Origin of the sequence: Bartonella sp. TT119HLJHH, assembly GCF_042193385.1 — a bacterium.
Taxonomy (GTDB): domain Bacteria; phylum Pseudomonadota; class Alphaproteobacteria; order Rhizobiales; family Rhizobiaceae; genus Bartonella.
Window position 1 is genome coordinate 12,564 of sequence record NZ_JBHILS010000013.1, and the last position, 18,298, is coordinate 30,861.

At 38.1% G+C, this 18,298-nt stretch carries 13 protein-coding genes; 9 read left to right on the forward strand and 4 right to left on the reverse strand.

Translation table 11 applies throughout. The features are described 5' to 3' along the window. Positions 1-1,056 precede the first annotated feature (1,056 nt). The 3 genes from ACFIJL_RS07165 to ACFIJL_RS07175 are packed head-to-tail and all read right to left on the reverse strand — an operon-like array spanning position 1,057 to position 4,440. A complete protein-coding gene (locus ACFIJL_RS07165) occupies positions 1,057-2,718 on the reverse strand; it encodes a 4Fe-4S dicluster domain-containing protein (protein WP_375623828.1) in 1,662 nt (553 codons plus the stop codon). Positions 2,719-2,721: 3 nt separating this feature from the next. After that, a complete protein-coding gene (locus tag ACFIJL_RS07170; RefSeq protein ID WP_375623830.1) occupies positions 2,722-3,642 on the reverse strand; it encodes an electron transfer flavoprotein subunit alpha/FixB family protein in 921 nt (306 codons plus the stop codon). A 51-nt stretch (positions 3,643-3,693) separates the two neighbouring features. Then, on the reverse strand, positions 3,694-4,440 hold the full coding sequence (locus tag ACFIJL_RS07175) for an electron transfer flavoprotein subunit beta/FixA family protein (protein WP_375623832.1): 747 nt from the start codon (positions 4,438-4,440) through the stop codon (positions 3,694-3,696). A 512-nt stretch (positions 4,441-4,952) separates the two neighbouring features. Between ACFIJL_RS07175 and ACFIJL_RS07180 the strand changes: the two genes are divergently transcribed. The 3 genes from ACFIJL_RS07180 to ACFIJL_RS07190 all read left to right on the forward strand — a co-directional run bounded on the left by ACFIJL_RS07180 (position 4,953) and on the right by ACFIJL_RS07190 (position 7,672). Continuing rightward, positions 4,953-5,756: a hypothetical protein gene (locus tag ACFIJL_RS07180; protein WP_375623834.1), complete on the forward strand. Its 804-nt coding sequence runs from the start codon at positions 4,953-4,955 to the stop codon at positions 5,754-5,756. Between the two features lie 183 nt (positions 5,757-5,939). Then, positions 5,940-6,860, forward strand: coding sequence for a sulfite exporter TauE/SafE family protein (locus ACFIJL_RS07185; RefSeq protein ID WP_375623836.1), 921 nt, complete (start codon positions 5,940-5,942; stop codon positions 6,858-6,860). Positions 6,861-6,862: 2 nt separating this feature from the next. Beyond that, positions 6,863-7,672, forward strand: coding sequence for a TIGR02186 family protein (locus tag ACFIJL_RS07190; protein WP_375623838.1), 810 nt, complete (start codon positions 6,863-6,865; stop codon positions 7,670-7,672). 22 nt (positions 7,673-7,694) lie between these two features. Here ACFIJL_RS07190 and ACFIJL_RS07195 read toward each other — a convergent pair whose 3' ends face one another. Continuing rightward, positions 7,695-7,976 (reverse strand): DUF6460 domain-containing protein, encoded by a 282-nt coding sequence (locus ACFIJL_RS07195; RefSeq protein WP_375613505.1) that lies wholly within the window; start codon positions 7,974-7,976, stop codon positions 7,695-7,697. A 1,076-nt stretch (positions 7,977-9,052) separates the two neighbouring features. Here ACFIJL_RS07195 and ACFIJL_RS07200 point away from each other — a divergent pair. The 6 genes from ACFIJL_RS07200 to ACFIJL_RS07225 all read left to right on the forward strand — a co-directional run bounded on the left by ACFIJL_RS07200 (position 9,053) and on the right by ACFIJL_RS07225 (position 18,248). After that, the gene (locus ACFIJL_RS07200; RefSeq protein ID WP_375623840.1) at positions 9,053-10,678 is read left to right on the forward strand and encodes an ABC transporter substrate-binding protein; all 1,626 of its coding nucleotides are present in this window, start codon (positions 9,053-9,055) and stop codon (positions 10,676-10,678) included. Between the two features lie 372 nt (positions 10,679-11,050). Continuing rightward, the gene (locus ACFIJL_RS07205) at positions 11,051-11,239 is read left to right on the forward strand and encodes an exodeoxyribonuclease VII large subunit (protein WP_375623842.1); all 189 of its coding nucleotides are present in this window, start codon (positions 11,051-11,053) and stop codon (positions 11,237-11,239) included. Between the two features lie 377 nt (positions 11,240-11,616). Then, a complete protein-coding gene (locus ACFIJL_RS07210; protein WP_375623867.1) occupies positions 11,617-13,248 on the forward strand; it encodes an ABC transporter substrate-binding protein in 1,632 nt (543 codons plus the stop codon). An 868-nt stretch (positions 13,249-14,116) separates the two neighbouring features. Beyond that, positions 14,117-15,748 carry an ABC transporter substrate-binding protein gene (locus ACFIJL_RS07215; RefSeq protein WP_375623844.1) on the forward strand — a complete coding sequence of 544 codons (1,632 nt, stop codon included), beginning with the start codon at positions 14,117-14,119 and terminating at the stop codon, positions 15,746-15,748. 462 nt (positions 15,749-16,210) lie between these two features. Next, the gene (gene xseA / locus ACFIJL_RS07220) at positions 16,211-17,641 is read left to right on the forward strand and encodes an exodeoxyribonuclease VII large subunit (RefSeq protein ID WP_375623846.1); all 1,431 of its coding nucleotides are present in this window, start codon (positions 16,211-16,213) and stop codon (positions 17,639-17,641) included. Beyond that, positions 17,619-18,248, forward strand: a complete 630-nt coding sequence (locus ACFIJL_RS07225; protein WP_375623848.1) for a DNA-3-methyladenine glycosylase I — start codon at positions 17,619-17,621, stop codon at positions 18,246-18,248. The genes xseA and ACFIJL_RS07225 overlap by 23 nt, the downstream gene beginning before the upstream one ends. Positions 18,249-18,298: the final 50 nt, after the last annotated feature.

Genomic DNA, 18,298 nt, shown 5'->3' on the forward strand with positions numbered 1-18,298 from the left:
TTTTTTGAAGGATATGCTCCCATAAAAAATGCAAGTCATAAAAGCAGGGATAATACGTAATCTCTCTTTTTTAAAAGATAGTGTGATGTTTTTGAAAGTCGTAAAACCGCATGAAAAGATGATGATAAAGATGTGAAACAGATTTCTTCCTTTCAGACCTCATATTCTTACTCAGTGAAGCTGTATTTTCATTTCAGGGAAAATTTAAATAGAATATGCAAGATTTTTGCTCAGGATACAAAAGTTGGAATGACTCGCTTTCATTCACCTTTATCTTTCTTTCATATATGCCGCTTGTGTTCGATTTGGATGTTGATTTACAAGCTACAGAGAAAGTACAAGCTTTATAAAGAAAATACGCTATAAAACGCGTAATAGAATGGTCATGAATTGGAAAGACATTTAGGTTTTGTCAGATATTATTTCCAATAATGATAGCGCTTATGGCTTTTTATTCTTATGGTGTTTTTACACATTCTTTGCATTCCATCTGTAAAGGTTAGATGCAAGACAATGTATAGACTACCCTTGATTTGAGCGTAAAAAGTTGATGTGATACTTAGATTTGGGGATATCTTTATCAGTAGAAACATTGAGAGTGATTAAATAAGCATGCTCTGTGTCATGCAATATTTTCTTTTTTCTACATTCATCCGTGGTTTCCTTTAGTGAAAATTGCTTGGCAAAGGATAGGAGATAAAACAAACTCGAAGCATATCTCCATGGGTTTTATTCTTGGCTTTTTGAAACGATGGAGTTTTCTTTGAGGGGGCTAAATCCATTTTGGATCATAGGGGAGGGAGCAAAGTAGAGCCACAGCTTTGCCTTTGTACAGACTGTTGAGAGCAGTGTCTGTATTTTTATAGCAGAATGGTCAAGATATCTTCATTCTTGTTTTTTTATTGAAAAAAATCATGCAGTGAGGAGAGTATTTTATATGAGAATAGAGTCCATTTTACACTATGAAAGAACCTATATAGGAAGATGATTGATAGATTTCTGATCTGAGGGAAATATTTCAATTTAGGAGAAAGAACAATAATCATATAGTGAGGGTTACATATTAGGATAGAAGGGGCCCTCATTGCCTTGCGGACAGGTCCAAGTGATATTTTGGTTCGGATCTTTGATGTCGCATGTTTTACAATGTATGCAATTTGAAGCGTTGATCATATAAGTCAGATGGTCATTATCCTCTAGCCATTCGTAGACAGCGGCGGGGCAATAGTTTGTGGAAGGTCCTCCGTAGATTGCATATTCAGAGTCCTTTTGTTTTTTTAATGAGGCTATTTTTAAATGGCAAGGTTGATTTTCTTCATGGTGTGTATTGGAAAGGGCAACACTTGAAAGGCGATCAAAGGTTACAACACCATCTGGTTTTGGGTAAGCAATGGGTTGAAATTTTTTTGCTGGTTCAAGGCATGCATAATCTTCTTTTCCATGGGAGAGTGTTTTAAATAAAGAAAATCCGAACAGTTGTTGCCACCACATATCAAAACCGGCAAGTTTAATTCCATATTTTGTCCCATATTTTGCCCAGAGTGGTTTGGCATTTCGCACTTTATAAAGATCTTTGCCAATGAGCCCTTTTCGCCACTGTTCTTCGATTTCTTTCACCTCATCATGGGCACGCCCTTGTGCAAGAGCGGTAGCGATTTTATCGGCAGCTAATATGCCAGATAAGATGGCATTATGTGATCCTTTGATACGCGGAACATTAACAAATCCAGCAGAGCAGCCAATAAGTGCTCCACCAGGAAAGGTGAGTTTTGGTACAGATTGCCAACCTCCCTCGCTGATAACACGTGCACCATAGGAAAGACGTTTTGCACCTTTGAAGATTTCATAGAGTTTTGGATGTGTTTTAAAACGTTGAAATTCTTCAAAGGGAGAAAGATAAGGATTTTTATAATCTAAGTGTACAACAAAACCGACAGAAATGATATTGTTTTCTTGGTGATAAATAAAGCCACCACCCCCGGTATTATTGTCTAAGGGCCAACCGGTGAAATGTTGTACTAAACCGCGTTGGTGTTTGTGGGGATCAATTTCCCAGAGCTCTTTGAGACCAAGACCGAATTTTTGTGGTTCACGGTTTTTGCTAAGATTAAAATGTTGTATCAGTTGTTTTGCAATTGAGCCGCGTGCTCCTTCCGCAATTAAAGTATATTTTGCCAATAAAGCCATACCAGGCATATAATTTTTTCCGTGGCTTCCATCTTTGTTAAGCCCCATATCACCGGTGAGAACACCAATGATCGCTCTGTTATCGTTTTGAATGGTCTCTGTTACGGCAAAACCAGGATAGATTTCAACACCCAATGCTTCAGCTTTTTTGCTTAGCCAGCGGCAGACGTTTCCAAGCGAAACGATATAACACCCGTCATTTGATAAGATTTTGGGATGCAAAATATTGGGAAATATTGTAGCCTTTTGAGGTTTTAGAAAAAAAAACTGGTCACGGGTAACAAGGGTCGTGAAGGGATGGTCATTGTCATTTCGCCATTCTGGTAAGAGTGTATTGATACCAATGGGGTCAACAACTGCGCCAGAGAGGATATGTGCACCAACTTCGGTACTTTTTTCAATAATTGCGATAGAAAGCTCAGGGTTAATTTGTTTCAAACGAATTGCGGCAGAAAGCCCTGCAGGTCCTGCTCCGACAATGACTATGTCAAACTCCATACTTTCACGCTGGTCATGCAGAGGTGCTTTCATGGTTTATAAAGCTTTCTCCAATTCTGGAATAATTTGATGGAGGTCACCTACAAGAGCATAATCGGCAATTTGCATGATGGGAGCTTCTTCATCTTTATTAATGGCAACAATAATTTGTGCATCCATTATACCGGCTAAATGTTGGATTGCACCGGAAATGCCAACGGCAATATAGAGTTCAGGGGCAACGACTTTTCCTGTTTGTCCAATTTGCCAATCATTGGGCGCATAGCCTGCGTCCACTGCTGCGCGACTGGCACCCAAAGCGGCATTTAATTTGTTTGCAAGGGGAAGAAGAAGTGCCATAAATTGCTCTTGAGAACCAAGACCGCGTCCGCCTGATATAATAACACGGGCTGAGGTAAGATCAGGACGATCACTTTTGTTGGTTTCTTCTTTTACGAAAGAAGAAAGATTTGGATTGGCAGCTGGCGTTATTGTTTTAATGGGAGCAGAATTATTTTGGGAAGGTGTTGGTGTGAAAGAAGCGGTGCGAACTGTTATAATCTTTTTGTGATCATTGGTGCGTACAGTTTCAAATGCATTGCCTGCATAAATTGGTCGTTTGAAAGTATCGGGAGAAAGAACGGCGGTAATATCTGAAATTTGCATAAGATCAAGAAGAGCTGCTACGCGTGGCATCACATTTTTCCCAGTGCTGCTGGATGCAGCCATGATCACATCGTAATCATTTGCTAATGTGAGAATTGTGTCTGCTATAGGTTCGGCGAGTTGATGGGCTAAATAGTCTGCTTCGGCAATAAGAATTTGCCGCACACCATTAAGTTTAGCACTGTTTTCCGCTATCGTTTGAATTTTTTCTCCGCAAAGCAAAATATCGATATCGTTACTGAGTGCGCGCGCTGCGGTGAGTGCTTTTGCGGTTTCTTCTATATTATGATCGGCCAATAAAAGAGTTGCCATAAATTTTTGCCTTTTTATGTGAGTGTTGCTTTTACGCTAATGGTGAGAATATTAAATGCAGTTTTTTTGTTTTAGCGCACTGATAAGCTCTTCTACATTCGCTACTTTAATACCAGATTGACGGGGGTTGGGTTCTTCAACGCTTAAAATTGTTAAGCGTGCTTTCGTATCGATGCCAAGATCAGTCAGCGCTTTTTGTTCAATGATTTTCTTTTTTGCTTTCATGATATTAGGGAGAGAGGTGTAGCGCGGTTCATTGAGCCGTAGATCGGCGGTCATAACCATGGGAAGGGGAAGAGAAAGGGTTTGTGTTCCATTATCAACTTCACGAATAACTGTCGCATGCCCATTTTCTATGTTAAGATGTGAGGCAAAAGTTGCCTGTCCCCACCCAAGAAGAGCGGCGAGCATTTGTCCTGTTTGGTTGCTATCGTCATCAATCGCTTGTTTTCCTAAAAAGACCATATCAGGTTTTTCTTCATCAACAATGGCTTTGAGAACCTTAGCAATTGCTAAGGGTTCAAGTGTTTGATCCGTGGTGACAAGAAGTGCGCGATCAGCCCCCATTGCAAGTCCTGTTCGTAGAGTTTCTTGGGCTGCTTCTGGTCCAATTGAAACAAGAACAACTTCTGAAATTTTACCGGATTCTTTTTGGCGAATTGCTTCCTCTACGGCTATCTCATCAAAAGGATTCATAGACATTTTTACGTGAGACAGATCAACGCCTGTGCTATCGGGCTTGACGCGTATCTTGATGTTATAATCCACAACACGTTTGACAGCGACAATTATTTTCATGATGATCCTCTTATTTGTATGAATACAAGTCTATAGCAATACTCATAAGAAACAAAATTGTTTAGAATGGAGTCTCATTTATAACTTGTGTTTTCTTTCATATAAGCTTTTTTTACGTTTACTTGTACTTTCTTTTCGTCATTTTCAATTTTCATATCTTTTGCATTGCCATAATTGCCTTATTTGCTTGAATAAAAAGTAAAAAAATCAATTTGTTTTGTGAGAATATTCTTTTTTCATTTTATATGCTCTGTTTATGATGGTGCAATAGGGGCTTTATGCAATGAAAAATAAGTGAAAAAAATAAAAATGAGAGAATGATTTTTCTTTTCAAATCTTGAAGGAAGAAAAATTAAAAAGCCTTCTTTCAAATATTTGGGGTGAAGATAGGGCAAAAATATTTCTGGAAAAAAGTTTTTTAGCGTTCTTAAAGCTCTATTTACTAAAATAGAGCACACTTTACTCATCATTTGTGCGATTCTTTTCAGAAAGTTAATGAGGGGTAAGCGTTTGTGAATACGAAGGGTCATACGATCAATCAGGTTAGGAACGATAAATTCTCTTCTTTTGTTGAGCAGAAAGAGAGAAGGGATGCGCCTATGGACGTAACGATGTCTGATATTGCTCAAAAATTACGCACTGTTCATGCACAAATGCAAATGAAGCATTCTTCCCGTTCTTTGATACAGCAGGGGTCTTTAGAAGAGCATTTTAAATCTTACTTAGATGATATTAGTCGGGCCATTTTGGCTGAATATTATATCCGTCGTCAAAGGGAAAAAAAGCTTTTCCAGTCTTTAGAGCAGATTAAAACAATTGTTCAAAGTTTGCAGAGTGAAAAAAAGAGCTTAGAAGAAGCAGCACTAACACGACGTGGTCCTCGTTCAAAATCACCTGATTCTGTTGTACAAAAACTTGCTCATATGGAATGTGAGGGAAATAAAGAACGTTTATCACTTCAAAAAGTTCAAAATTTTTCGAGACAAAACGGTATAATTCCACTCCAAACAAATGTTGAAAATGCGGTGCAGAAAGAAAATAAAAGCTCTTTGCTAAATAATACTCTGAAACCTTCTTTTCAAAAGGTTGAGGGAGCCGTAGAGTGTGCTGTGATAGAAGAAAAGGATATGGGTGTTCAGGCACCTAATCATTGCATTGAAAATGATTTTTCTTCTTTAAAGGGGCAGTCACGGGGGAGTGTCTCGTTTTTATCTCATTTGGTAAAAAAAAGTGTTCTTTGTTTTTTAATCGTTGCATTTATGGTAGCGATAACGTTATGTCTTTACAGCTTTTTAAAAGGAGCTCGCTTTTTTTAGTTTTTATGATGTTGATGTTAATAGATGTGAAATGTATTGCGCATTCGTGGATTATGCGAAAGTTGTATAGCAACTAAAATTATCCTTTTAAACACGCAACAAAGATTATTAGAAAAAGAGGATAATTGGAGAAAGATTTTTCCAATTGTTAAAAAGCCTCAGATTATCTTGAAGGTTCTGTAAGTGAGTATTTATTTACCAATTGCTGAAATGTCACTCAATATGCTGATTTTGATTGGTATGGGAGTCGTTGCTGGTTTTTTTTCTGGTCTTTTTGGAATTGGGGGCGGTTTTCTTATTACACCTTTATTGATTTTTTATAATATCCCTCCTGCTATTGCTGTTGGAACAGGTGCAAACCAGATGATTGCGTCATCTGTAACAGGGGCGATTACACATTTTAGAAGACGTACGCTCGATATCAAACTTGGTATTCTTTTGGCGATTGGAGGAGGGGGTGGTTCTTTAATCGGGATTCAAATTTTTTCTGTTTTAAAAAAATTAGGTCAATTAGACTTAATGATTTCCCTTCTTTATGTAATTCTTCTTGGAAGTGTAGGAAGCTTGATGATTGTTGAAAGTTGGTATGATATGATGCGCAAGCGTAAGGCAGGAAAAGCCAATATTCGTCTTGCGGGTCGACATAACTGGATTCATCGCTTACCGTTAAAAATGCGTTTTCGGACATCTATGATATATGTCAGCATTATTCCAGTTTTAGGGATTGGTCTCATTGTGGGGTTGTTGTCTTCTATTATGGGAATTGGTGGGGGGTTCTTTATGGTACCAGCATTGATTTACCTTCTGCGTGTTCCAACCAATGTGGTGATTGGAACTTCACTGTTTCAGATCACATTTGTGTCTTCTTTCACGACAGTCTTGCAAAGTATGACTCATCAGTCCGTTGATATTGTCCTAGCTTTTTTATTAATGCTGGGAGGCAGTATTGGTGCGCAATATGGAACACGAGCTGGACGGAAGTTAAAGGCCGAACAATTACGTATGGCACTTGCATTTTTGGTGTTGATTGTGTGTATGCGTCTTGCTTTTCAATTATTTATACGCCCTGATAATCTTTTCTCTCTGGATGTTCTTATGAGATAAAAATGGGTAGATTATTTTCTTTATGCATTATTACAAGTTGCTTTTGTTTTGTTTCTTTTTCCTCATGGTCACATGTTGGGACGACAGCGACATTCATTGATCAAGTTGATCACGAAACTGTCCAAATTATCGTAACAACGAATACGATTACTGTGGATACAAATTTTGCTGGTCGTGATCTTTATATTGCTGGTGTTTTAGAAAATGTTGATCCATTATATTCTCGACAGAACCGTTATGATGTTGTTGTAAGCTTGGAGGGACAAGACCGAACAATGGTGATGCGAGAAAAAAAACGTAATGCTGGTGTATGGGTTAATACAGATTCTCTTATTTTTAAAAAGGTTCCTCTTTTTTACTCTATGGTTACAACGCGTGAAATTGACGATATTACGAGCATTGAAGATTATAAACGCTTAGGGTTAGGGTTACTCTATTTGCCATTGCAGACGGATGAACAAGATCAGAAAAAAATACAGATCTTTCGCGATGAACTTATAAAATTGCAAAAAGCTAAAAACCTTTATTATGAGGAAGTAGGGGGTGTTCGTTTTGGTTCTGACACGCTTTTTACTGCACATTTTCGTTTGCCAACCAATATTCCTGTTGGACATTATAAGGTCCGTGCTTATCTTTTTCGTGATGGACAGTTTATTGATAGTGCAACAACGACTCTTGAAATTGTTAAAGCACATATTGCTTATACAATTTTTTATGCAGCGCACAAGTATCGTTTTTTATATGGTATTGTTGCAGTGATTATTGCTATTACTACAGGATTTTTATGTCGTTTGATTTTTCGAAAAGATTAACGCAAGGAAAATGTTAAGGCTTTTATTTTTTATGAAAAATTCGTAAGATAAGAAAAATAGGCACAACAACAATAGCTCCCGTCATAGTTATATGGAAGAAATTTGTAAGCGTTATAAATCCTGCTTCCCATAGTGATTGAAAAAAATCTACTATTTTTTGTATGAGGTTTCGAGGTGTCCATCCCAAAAAATTCATTACGATGCCAATGAAGAATGAAAGAATAAGCAATTTTAGACTAACGCGGCTTAATTTTTCTCCAAGAAACGCATGAAAAGAATTTAATAATTTTTTTTTTCGCTTCATTCTAAGATACTTTCGAAGATCGTGTTTTTTATTGTATTATCATAGTACAGCGATGTTAATATCATAAAGGAAAAACATTTTTTTATTTTTTCTTACTTTTTGTAGTTTATCACCTTATTCTGGTTAACAGTGCTGGTTTTTGAAATATACACATGTTTTATTGCATTTTTTGCGATATTTTCATGGCACTTTTTTATGAAATGAAGGAATATCCTTTGTTTCTGAAAATTTGTAGAGAAATTTTATAACGTTTCGACATTTTTTATCAGAGTGAGAGTTTTAGTCTATTGAAGATTTTGTAACGAACTTATTATTGTCGTGTATAGAAATAATATTTTAAGACAGTTTACTTAAAAAAAGACTATCTATTCTGATAATGGTGTGCTTATATAGGTATTATATTTAGGTATTTCAACCTTAGCGCATTGAAAAGATATTTTTTACTGAAAAAATGTAAGCAATGAATTGAGTGTTGTTAAAGGAGCAGAGGTATTTAAAATACGATGTGGAAAAAAGTTTTGTTATGTGTGGGTGCGTAAAGGAATATCAGGGGGAGCCCATGCTCCTTTTATTTAGAAATAAAATATAATTTAAAAGCTGTTATTTGGCAGAGGATTATGGAAAAATTCAAAATTCCTCTTGTAGGGGGAGGAGGTCATGTCGGTTGATGGGTGAATTTTCCTGTTTTTTTTAAATGTCAAATTGTTAGTAGAGATCTTTGTTATTAAGGCGCTTAAGCTAACAAGGAAGAGTCTTTTGATGGCATAAAAAGGCGAGAGGAAAGAAGAGCAAGCTTACCCGACAAAAGAGAGAAAATAGTGGTTTTATAGTCTTCAATCGTAGGCGTTATGACATCATGAATAGGCTCTGTTATGGGGGAGTATTCATTGTATGTCAGAGTGTTTGTTGTTGCATGTTTTGGTATAGGGATGGGTAGAAGTCCGTGGTTGGTAAGTGGTGTTGTTTGAAGGTTTTAATACTTTGTTTGAGGCGCTTATGGATCATCTAACCTTATTATTAAAGCATGTGCTTGTTGTGTGGGAAATTTATATAGTAAACTTTAAAAGGAAAAGTCTATGAACTTGAAGAAAAAAATATTACAAAATAGCAGCTCTCTTGTTTCTGCTTTTATAGCTTTGGCGATGGTTGCACAACAAGTTTCAGCAAAAACACCCGCTGATACCCTTGTGATGGCTTGGAATCTTGACGCAATCAGTACATTTGATCCTGCGCAGCTCAATGATGTTTATGGAAGTGAAATTGTTCGCAACGTTTGTGATAACTTGATCAGTGCTGCGACAGATGATCCTGCTAAAATGGTTCCTGCTTTAGCAACGCATTGGGATGTTTCAGGTGATGATCACAGTACGGTGATTACTTTTCATTTGCGTGATGGTTTGAAGTTTAATAATGGCAGATCAGCCAATGCCAATGATCTTGTTTGGGGTATGAAGCGGGTTGTCAAATTGAAGATGGGTAATGCGGCAATTTTTAATGAATATGGAATTGTAGAACAAAATGTTGATGATGCTTTGCAAGCTCCTGATAAGAAAACAGTTGTGATGAAATTTGATAAACCTTATCCAGCAGAACTTATTCTTAATAATATTGTTGCAAGTCCTGCAACAGCTTTGCTTGATCGTAACACGATTATGAAACACGAAAAAGATGGTGATTTGGGAAATCAGTATTTGAAGAGTCATGCTGCTTGTGTTGGTCCTTATCAGTTAAAAAGTTGGCGCCCTGGAGAAGCTCTTTTGTTGCGTGCAAGCTCTCACTATTGGGGACAAGCGCCTAAATTGAAGCAGATTTTAATTCGCCATGTTGCAGAGCCCGGAACACAACGTTTGTTGTTGCAAAAGCACGATATTGATGTTGCTCGTGATTTGACCCCTGAAGATCTTGCAGATCTGCAAAAAACAACAGATGTTAAAATCGAAGAAGTGTTAGAGCCATCCATGATGTACTGGGGATTTAACATGACAAATCCTATTTTTGCTAAGGAAAAAGTACGTTTGGCGATGCGTTATCTCATAGATTATGAAGGTCTTGGCAAGAAGCTTCTCAAAGGTGTTGGTGTTCCACGGGCCAGTTTTATTCCTCTTGGCAACTTTGGGGCTTTAGATGAAAAAGAAGGGCAACCCTTTACATTTAATATTGCAAAAGCCAAGCAGCTTTTAGCAGAAGCTGGTTATCCGAATGGATTTGAGGCAAATTTTCTCGTATCAAATGCTCCTTATAGGGTGTTAGTTGCTCAGTCACTCCAAGATAGTGCCGCAAAGGCAGGGGTGCGTCTTAAAATTGAACGGATGGCCGGTACACAGTTGTTTTCTAAACTTTATGCACGGGCTTTTGATACGATTTTTGTCGGATGGAATAACGATTCTGCGGATCCGCATACAATGGCTTCACGTCTTGTTTATAATCCAGATAATCGGCTTGAGGCTAAAAATACAGCCTATCCTAGTTGGCAGCATGGGTATTTGGATGAAACGATGAATCAAAAAGTTGAAGAAGCGTTGTTTCAAAAAGATCCGCAAAAACGAGCGCAACTCTATGCTGATTTACAACGTGAATTGATGCAAAAAGGACCTTATGCGTTTATCTTTCAGAAATATACCGTTATCGCGATGACGCCTGATATCAAAAAGTGGGTTTGGAATAGTGCGCCACATATTTTTTATAGTAAAATTGAAAAATAAGAGTGTCTTCAATGCTGTTCAATAGATAAAGGGCATTGTCATGATATATTCGGCGTATTGTATAAATTTTAAGCTTTGCAATGCGTCGAAGATCATAAGTAATGCGTGATATATTGTTGAATATCTTTTCAAGACATTCGTTTAAAGAGATTTTTCATTCTCATTATAGGTGTATTGAAGTGGATGTTAAGATCGATATTTCAATTTCTCTGAATTAGAAAGAGGTCAATTTATTTGTTAAAAAACTGAGTATAACATAAAGAACGAAGTGTAACAAATGTCGCGGAATTTAGTCGTGCTAAAGGTGCAAAGGTTTTGCGATGTTGAAGGAAAGTTTTGTTATGAGGGGTACACAAGGGATATCAGTTTTTTATGGTGTTCATATTTTCTTTTGCTTTGAAAGATGATGAGATGCCAATTGAAGGGTGCTATTTTACGGGGAGTGATGAAAAAATTAAATTTTCTTTTGAAGAAGGAATAAAAGTCGTTGCATTTGGCAAATTAACGAGTTTTTCTGTTTTATCAAATAGTCAAATTGTTATGAAGGCTCTTTGTTATTAAGGTACTTGAACCAACAGGGGTTGGTGCTTTGATGGTATAGAATACGCCGGAAGAAATACGAGACAAGCTTGCTTAACAAGATAGAAAAAATACAGGTTTTATAGTCTTCAATAGTAGGCGTTATGATATCGTGAATAAGCTCTGTTGTTGGTGAGCGTTCATTGTATATCAGAGTGTTTTCCTTTGTATGTTTTAGTTTGGCTTATAAATGTAGACAGGAGGAGTCATTGGCAAGAGGTGCTTGTTCTTGAAGGTTTTAAAGTTTGATCTTTAGGAGCCTATCGTTCGTCTAAACTTAATTATTAAGCACGTTTTGCTGCATGGGGAATTTATACAATAAACGTTAAAAGGAAAATTCTATGAACGTGAAAGGTTCTATGAACGTGAAAAGAAAAATATTGAAAAAGGGCAGTTCTTTTATTTCTGCTGTTCTTGCAATGGGGATGTTTGTGCAACAAGTTTCAGCGAAAACACCTGCCGATACGCTTGTGATGGCTTGGAATCTCGATCCAATAAGTACATTTGACCCTGCACAACTCAATGATCGTTATGGAATTGAAGTGGTTAATAATATTTGTGATAATTTAGTCGTTTCTGCTACAGATGATGCTGCTAAAATGGTTCCCTCGTTAGCGAAGAGTTGGGATGTTTTAAGTGATGACCAGAGTACGGTGATTACTTTTCATTTGCGTGATGGTTTAAAGTTTTATGATGGTCGTCCTGCGAATGCCAATGATCTTGTTTGGGGTATGAAGCGGGTTGTCAAATTAAAATTGTCTAATGCGGCAACATTTAATGAATATGGGATTACAGAACAAAACGTTGATGAGGCTTTTCAAGCACCAGATGAGAAAACGGTGGTGATGAAATTTGATAAGCCTTATCCAGCAGAGCTCATTCTTAGCAATATTTCCACTAATCGCACTGCTGCTTTGCTGGATCGTGAGACACTCATGAAAAACGAACAAGATGGCGATATGGGAAACCGATATTTGGCCAGTCATTCTGCTTGTGTTGGTCCTTATCAGCTAGAGAGTTGGCGTCCTGGAGAAGGGATTTTGTTGCGTGCAAGCTCCAATTATTGGGGTGAGGCGCCTAAATTGAAGAAGATTTTAATTCGCCATGTCGCGGAACCTGGAACACAACGTTTATTGTTGCAAAAACACGATATCGATGTTGCACGTAATTTGATGCCAGAGGATTTGGCCGATCTCCAAGCAACAACGGATATTAACGTTGAAAAAGTGTTGGCGCCCTCCATGATCATATGGGGGTTTAATACGACAAACCCTATTTTTGCCAATGAAAAAGTGCGTTTAGCGATGCGCTATCTTATTGACTATGAAGGTCTCGGTAAGACGCTTCTCAAAGATGTTGGTGTTCCACGGGCAAGTTTTATTCCTCTTGGTAATCTTGGAGCTTTGGATGAAAAAGAAGGACAACCCTTTAAACTTGATTTTCAAAAAGCAAAGCAACTTTTAACAGAGGCGGGTTATCCGGATGGTTTTGAGGCCAGTATTTTTGCTGGTGCCTCTCCTTATCCTTTTGCGTTGCCTATTGCTCAGTCCCTCCAAGACAATGCAAAAAAAGTGGGGGTACATTTTAAAATTGAACGTTTCGTAGGTACGCAGTTATTTTCAAAATTTTATGCGCGTGGTTTTGATACGATTTTTTTCGGATGGAATAATGGCTCTGCAGATCCCCATACAATGGCATCACGTCTTATTTACAATCCTGATAATCGGTTTGAGGCTAAAAATACAGGCTATGCGAGTTGGTGCCATGGGTATTTGGATGAAACGATGAATCAAAAGGTTCAAGAAGCGTTGTTTGAAAAAGATTCTCAAAAACGAGTGCAAATGTACGCTGATTTGCAACGTGAATTTATGCAGAAAGGACCTTATGCTTTTATCTATCAGACATATGTTTCTGTAGCGATGACACCTGATGTCAAAAAATGGGTTTGGAATAGTGCACCACGCATTTTTTATAGTGCAATTGAAAAATAAGAAGGTATCAGGTTTATAAAATATAAAAAACATGATCATGTATATTTAATGTATTGCAAAGCTCTTTAACACTTTGCAGTACGTTGAATTTTATAGGGAATGGATTACTATGTTGTGTAGAGAATTTTATTTCAAAACATTCTATTGGGAAGAGAGGTTATTTATCTCGATAAATTCTACGTGTATAGAAAGTAATAAATTTATTTGTTGCAAAAGACAGGTGTAAAGAATAAAGCAAAATTTAGTGTTTATGAAAAAATGGGGGACTTTAAAATGTTTTAGTGAAAAAACTATTTTATGCAGGTACGTGGGGAAACATCAAGCTACTCTTCTTATACCTCAGGTTACACTCCTTATGGCTTAAAATATGATAATCTATAGGTTCGAAGCTGTTATTTGATACGGAGTTATAATAAGGTTCGAGTTTTCTTCTTAAGAAGGGTGAATATGGCGACTGAAAATTTATTCAGAATCATCAAAATATCAAATTGTTTTGAGGGTTTTGAAGCAATTAGAGTAACGCTTTGATGATACTTTTTAGAAAATAACAAGAAGAAACTTGAAGAAGAAATCTTTTGGATGAAGCAAAGAAAAATTTTGGACTGATATGCTCTGAATTGTAAGTGCAGTGATGTCGCGTGCTATCGTGCGTGATAGCTTTATTTTAATCAGATCGTTTTGCGTTGCATATGTTCATTTGTCCTATACGTGTTCGGGGAGAATGAGCTTTTGAAAAGTGGCTGCTACTCTTGGAGGTTTTGATATTTTACCTCTGGGAGGCGTGTTTTCTAAGCATGATCTTATCATTTTTGCATGTTGTCACATGGGGAAGTTATACAATAACCTTAAATCTTAAAAGGAAAATTCTATGAACGTGAAAAGAAAAATATTGAAAAAAGGCAGTTCTTTTGTTTCTGCTGTTCTTGCAATGGGGATGTTTGTGCAACAAGTTTCAGCGAAAACACCTGCCGATACGCTTGTGATGGCTTGGAATCTTGATACAATAAGTACATTTGATCCCGCACAAATCAATGACCGTTATGGTAATGAAGTTCTTGTTAATGTTTGTGATAATTTAGTCGTTTCTGCTACAGATGATGCTGCTAAAATGGTTCCTTCTTTAGCGAAGAGTTGGGATGTTTCAAGTGATGATCAGAGTACGGTGATTACTTTTCACTTGCGTGATGGTTTAAAGTTCAACGATGGTCGTCCTGCGAATGCTAATGATCTTATTTGGAGCATGAAGCGGGTTGTTCAATTGAAGATGGCTACTGCGGCGACATTTAATGAATATGGTATCACAGAACAAAACGTTGATGAGGCTTTTCAAGCACCGGACGACAAAACGGTGGTGATGAAATTTGATAAACCTTATCCAGCAGAGCTCATTCTTAGCCATTTTGCCACTAGTCGTACTCTTGCTTTGCTTGATCGTGAGACACTCATGAAACACGAAAAAAATGGTGATATGGGAAACCGGTATTTGGCAAGCCATTCTGCTTGCGTTGGTCCTTATCAGCTAGAGAGTTGGCGCCCTGGAGAAGGAATTTTGTTGCGTGCAAGCTCCAATTATTGGGGGGAGGCGCCTAAATTGAAGAAGATTTTAATTCGCCATGTTGCGGAACCTGGAACACAACGTTTATTGTTGCAAAAACACGATATCGATGTTGCACGTAATCTGATGCCAGAGGATTTGGCCGATCTCCAAGCAACAACGGATATTAAAGTTGAAAGAGTGTTAGAGCCATCCGTGATCATATGGGGGTTCAATGTGACAAACCCTATTTTTGCCAATGAAAAAGTGCGTTTAGCGATGCGCTATCTTATTGACTATGAAGGACTCGGTAAGACGCTTCTCAAAGATGTTGGTATTCCACGTGCAAGTTTTATTCCTCTTGGTAATCTTGGAGCTTTGGATGAAAAAGAAGGACAACCCTTTAAACTTGATCTCCAAAAAGCAAAGCAACTTTTAACAGAGGCAGGTTATCCGGATGGTTTTGAGGCCAGTATTTTTGCCGGTGCCTCTCCTTATCCTTTTGCGTTGCCTATTGCTCAGTCTCTCCAAGACAATGCAAAAAAGGTGGGGGTGCGTTTTAAAATTGAACGCTTCGTAGGCACGCAGTTATTTTCAAAACTATCTGCACGTACTTTTGATACAATTTTTTTCGGATGGAATAATGATTCTGCGGATCCTCATACAATGGCTTCACGCCTTATTTATAATCCAGATAATCGGCTTGAGGCTAAAAATACAGGCTATGCGAGTTGGTGCCATGGGTATTTTGATGAAACGATGAATCAAAAGGTTCAAGATGCGTTGTTTCAAAAAGATCCCAAAAAACGGGCGCAAATGTATGCTGATTTGCAACGTGAATTTATGCAGAAAGGACCTTATGCTTTTATTTATCAGACGTATCACACGATAGCGATGACACCTGATGTCAAAAAATGGGTTTGGAATAGTGCTCCACGTATTTTTTATAGTGCAATTGAAAAATAAGTGGATTTTAATGCTGTAAAATACAACAAGAATGAAATCATGATAACTTCAGCGTTTTGTATGGGGGTTAAGAACTTTGCAAAACGTTGAAGCTTATCGGTAGCGCATTGATATGTTGTGTATAGAATGTAATTTCAAGATACGCTATTTAAAGAGCTCTTTTATCTTATTACGCCATAAAATACTGTTGTTTAGAGCGGTGATATAAGGCATGAAAAGCTTTACATATTAAGTGTTTTTAGATATCGTGATCAGTATTCAGGGTAGGGCTTGGCTGTCGCGCCTATGAAGTAAACCGCATGGAGTGGTCAGCAGGTGTAACCCCACCGAGAGAAGCTAGTCCGGTGGACTGATAGTAATCTCCATCCTTTGAGATGTTGGGAGGAAATCAATTTCGTTAAAATTAAAAATGTGTTTGTGTGAATGTTAAGACTGAATATTTCAATTTCCGTGAATTGAAAAATGGCAAATTTGTTTGATGAAAAAATAAGTGCAACGAATGTTGCGGAATTTACTGTTTCCGAAATAGCAGGGGCTTTAAAGCGTGTTGTTGAGGAAAAGTTTGGTTATGTACGGGTGCGTGGGGAGATATCAGGTTACCGTGGTGCTCATGCTTCAGGACATGCTTATTTTGCTTTAAAAGATGATAAGGCGCGGTTGGAAGCTGTTATTTGGCGTGGAGTGATGGAAAAGCTCAAATTTCCTCCTGAAGAAGGGATGGAAGTGGTTGCTGTTGGTAGACTTACGACGTATCCAGGATCATCAAAATATCAAATTGTCATTGAGGCTCTTGAACCAACTGGGGTTGGTGCTTTGATGACACTTCTTGAAAATCGTAAGAAAAAGTTTTTAGAAGAAGGTTTATTTGATGAAGCTAAGAAAAAAGCTTTGCCTTATATGCCTCGAATTATAGGCGTTGTAACATCACCAACAGGTGCTGTTATTCGTGATATTATTCATCGTATATCCGATCGTTTTCCGTTGCATATTTTGGTTTGGCCTGTACGTGTTCAGGGGGAAACAAGTGGGAAAGAAGTGGCTGCTGCTGTTGAAGGGTTTAATGCGTTGCCTTTAGGAGGCGTTGTTCCTAAGCCTGATCTTCTTATTGTTGCACGGGGAGGGGGAAGTTTAGAAGATTTGTGGGGATTTAATGACGAAGCTGTTGTTCGTGCTGTTTATGAATCTTCTCTTCCTGTTATTTCTGCTGTTGGGCATGAAACGGACTGGACCTTGATTGATTATGTGGCTGATTGGCGCGCTCCAACTCCCACTGCTGCAGCAGAACGGGCTGTTCCTGTTAAGCTTGATCTCGAGGTGCTGGTGGCATCGCTTGGTGCACGTTTGCGCACGGGACTTGCGCGTTATTTTGATTTTTATCGACAAAAACTGCGTGCTGCTCTACGAGCTCTTCCGACTGCCGATCAACTTTTTGCTCTACCACGGCGTGGTTGTGATGAAATTTCAAGTCGATTACAGCGTGCTCTTTGTGTGAGCTACGATAAAAAACGTTTTTCTTTTCATGCACTTGGTGTGCGTCTTTCACCGCGTTTGCTTAATACTGAAAAAGCACAACGCAATACAAAGGAATATACGGCACGTCTTCAGCGTGCTTTTGTGCGTAGTGTGGAAAAACAACGTGCTGGGTTAGAGGTAGTATCTAGGCTTTTAAGGAGCACTTCATATCAGAATATTTTGGAGCGCGGTTTTGTTTTGGCTTTGGGGAAAGAGAATAAGCCCATTAAACGCTTGGCTCAGTTTCCTGAAACGGGGCACATAAATTTACGTTTTTTTGATGGTGATATCCGTGTTGCAACACAAGAGCCTGTTTCCGCTAAACGTTCAAAACATAAGCAAATAAAATCGCCTAGTGATGATCAAGGAATGCTCTTTTAATACGGGGGGAAATGCAATGCTTGCGGAAGGTCTTCTTAAGGGAGTGGATGGAAAAGTTCGTTGCGCATGGGCTGGAACGGATCCACTTTATTGTGCTTATCATGATAATGAATGGGGAAAGCCTGTTTTTGAGGATATCCATTTGTTTGAAAAAATTTGTCTTGAAGGTTTCCAAGCGGGGCTTTCTTGGTTGACAATTTTAAAAAAACGCTCTTCTTTTCGCATTGCATTTGATCACTTTGACTTTGAAAAGATTGCTCATTATGATGAGCTAAAGGTGCTAATGTTAATGCAGAATAAAGACATTGTTCGCCATCAAGGAAAAATTCAATCGGTGCTTAATAATGCATTGAGAGCACAGGAAATTATAACAGAGTGGGGGAGTCTGTCCCACTATTTTTGGTCTTTTCAACCACCACAATCAGAGCGTTATGAAAAGATAGACTTTCAAACACTGTCGGCTCATCCCATAACTCCTGCTTCTCTTCGTCTTTCTCAAGACTTGAAGAAACGTGGCTGGACATTCGCTGGCCCCACAATTTGTTATGCTTTTATGCAGTCTGTAGGGATTGTTAATGATCATCTTGAAGGATGTTTTTGTCGATAAATTGGCAAATTTTCTTTTGTAAGAGTAATGATCAATAGGATAATAATTGA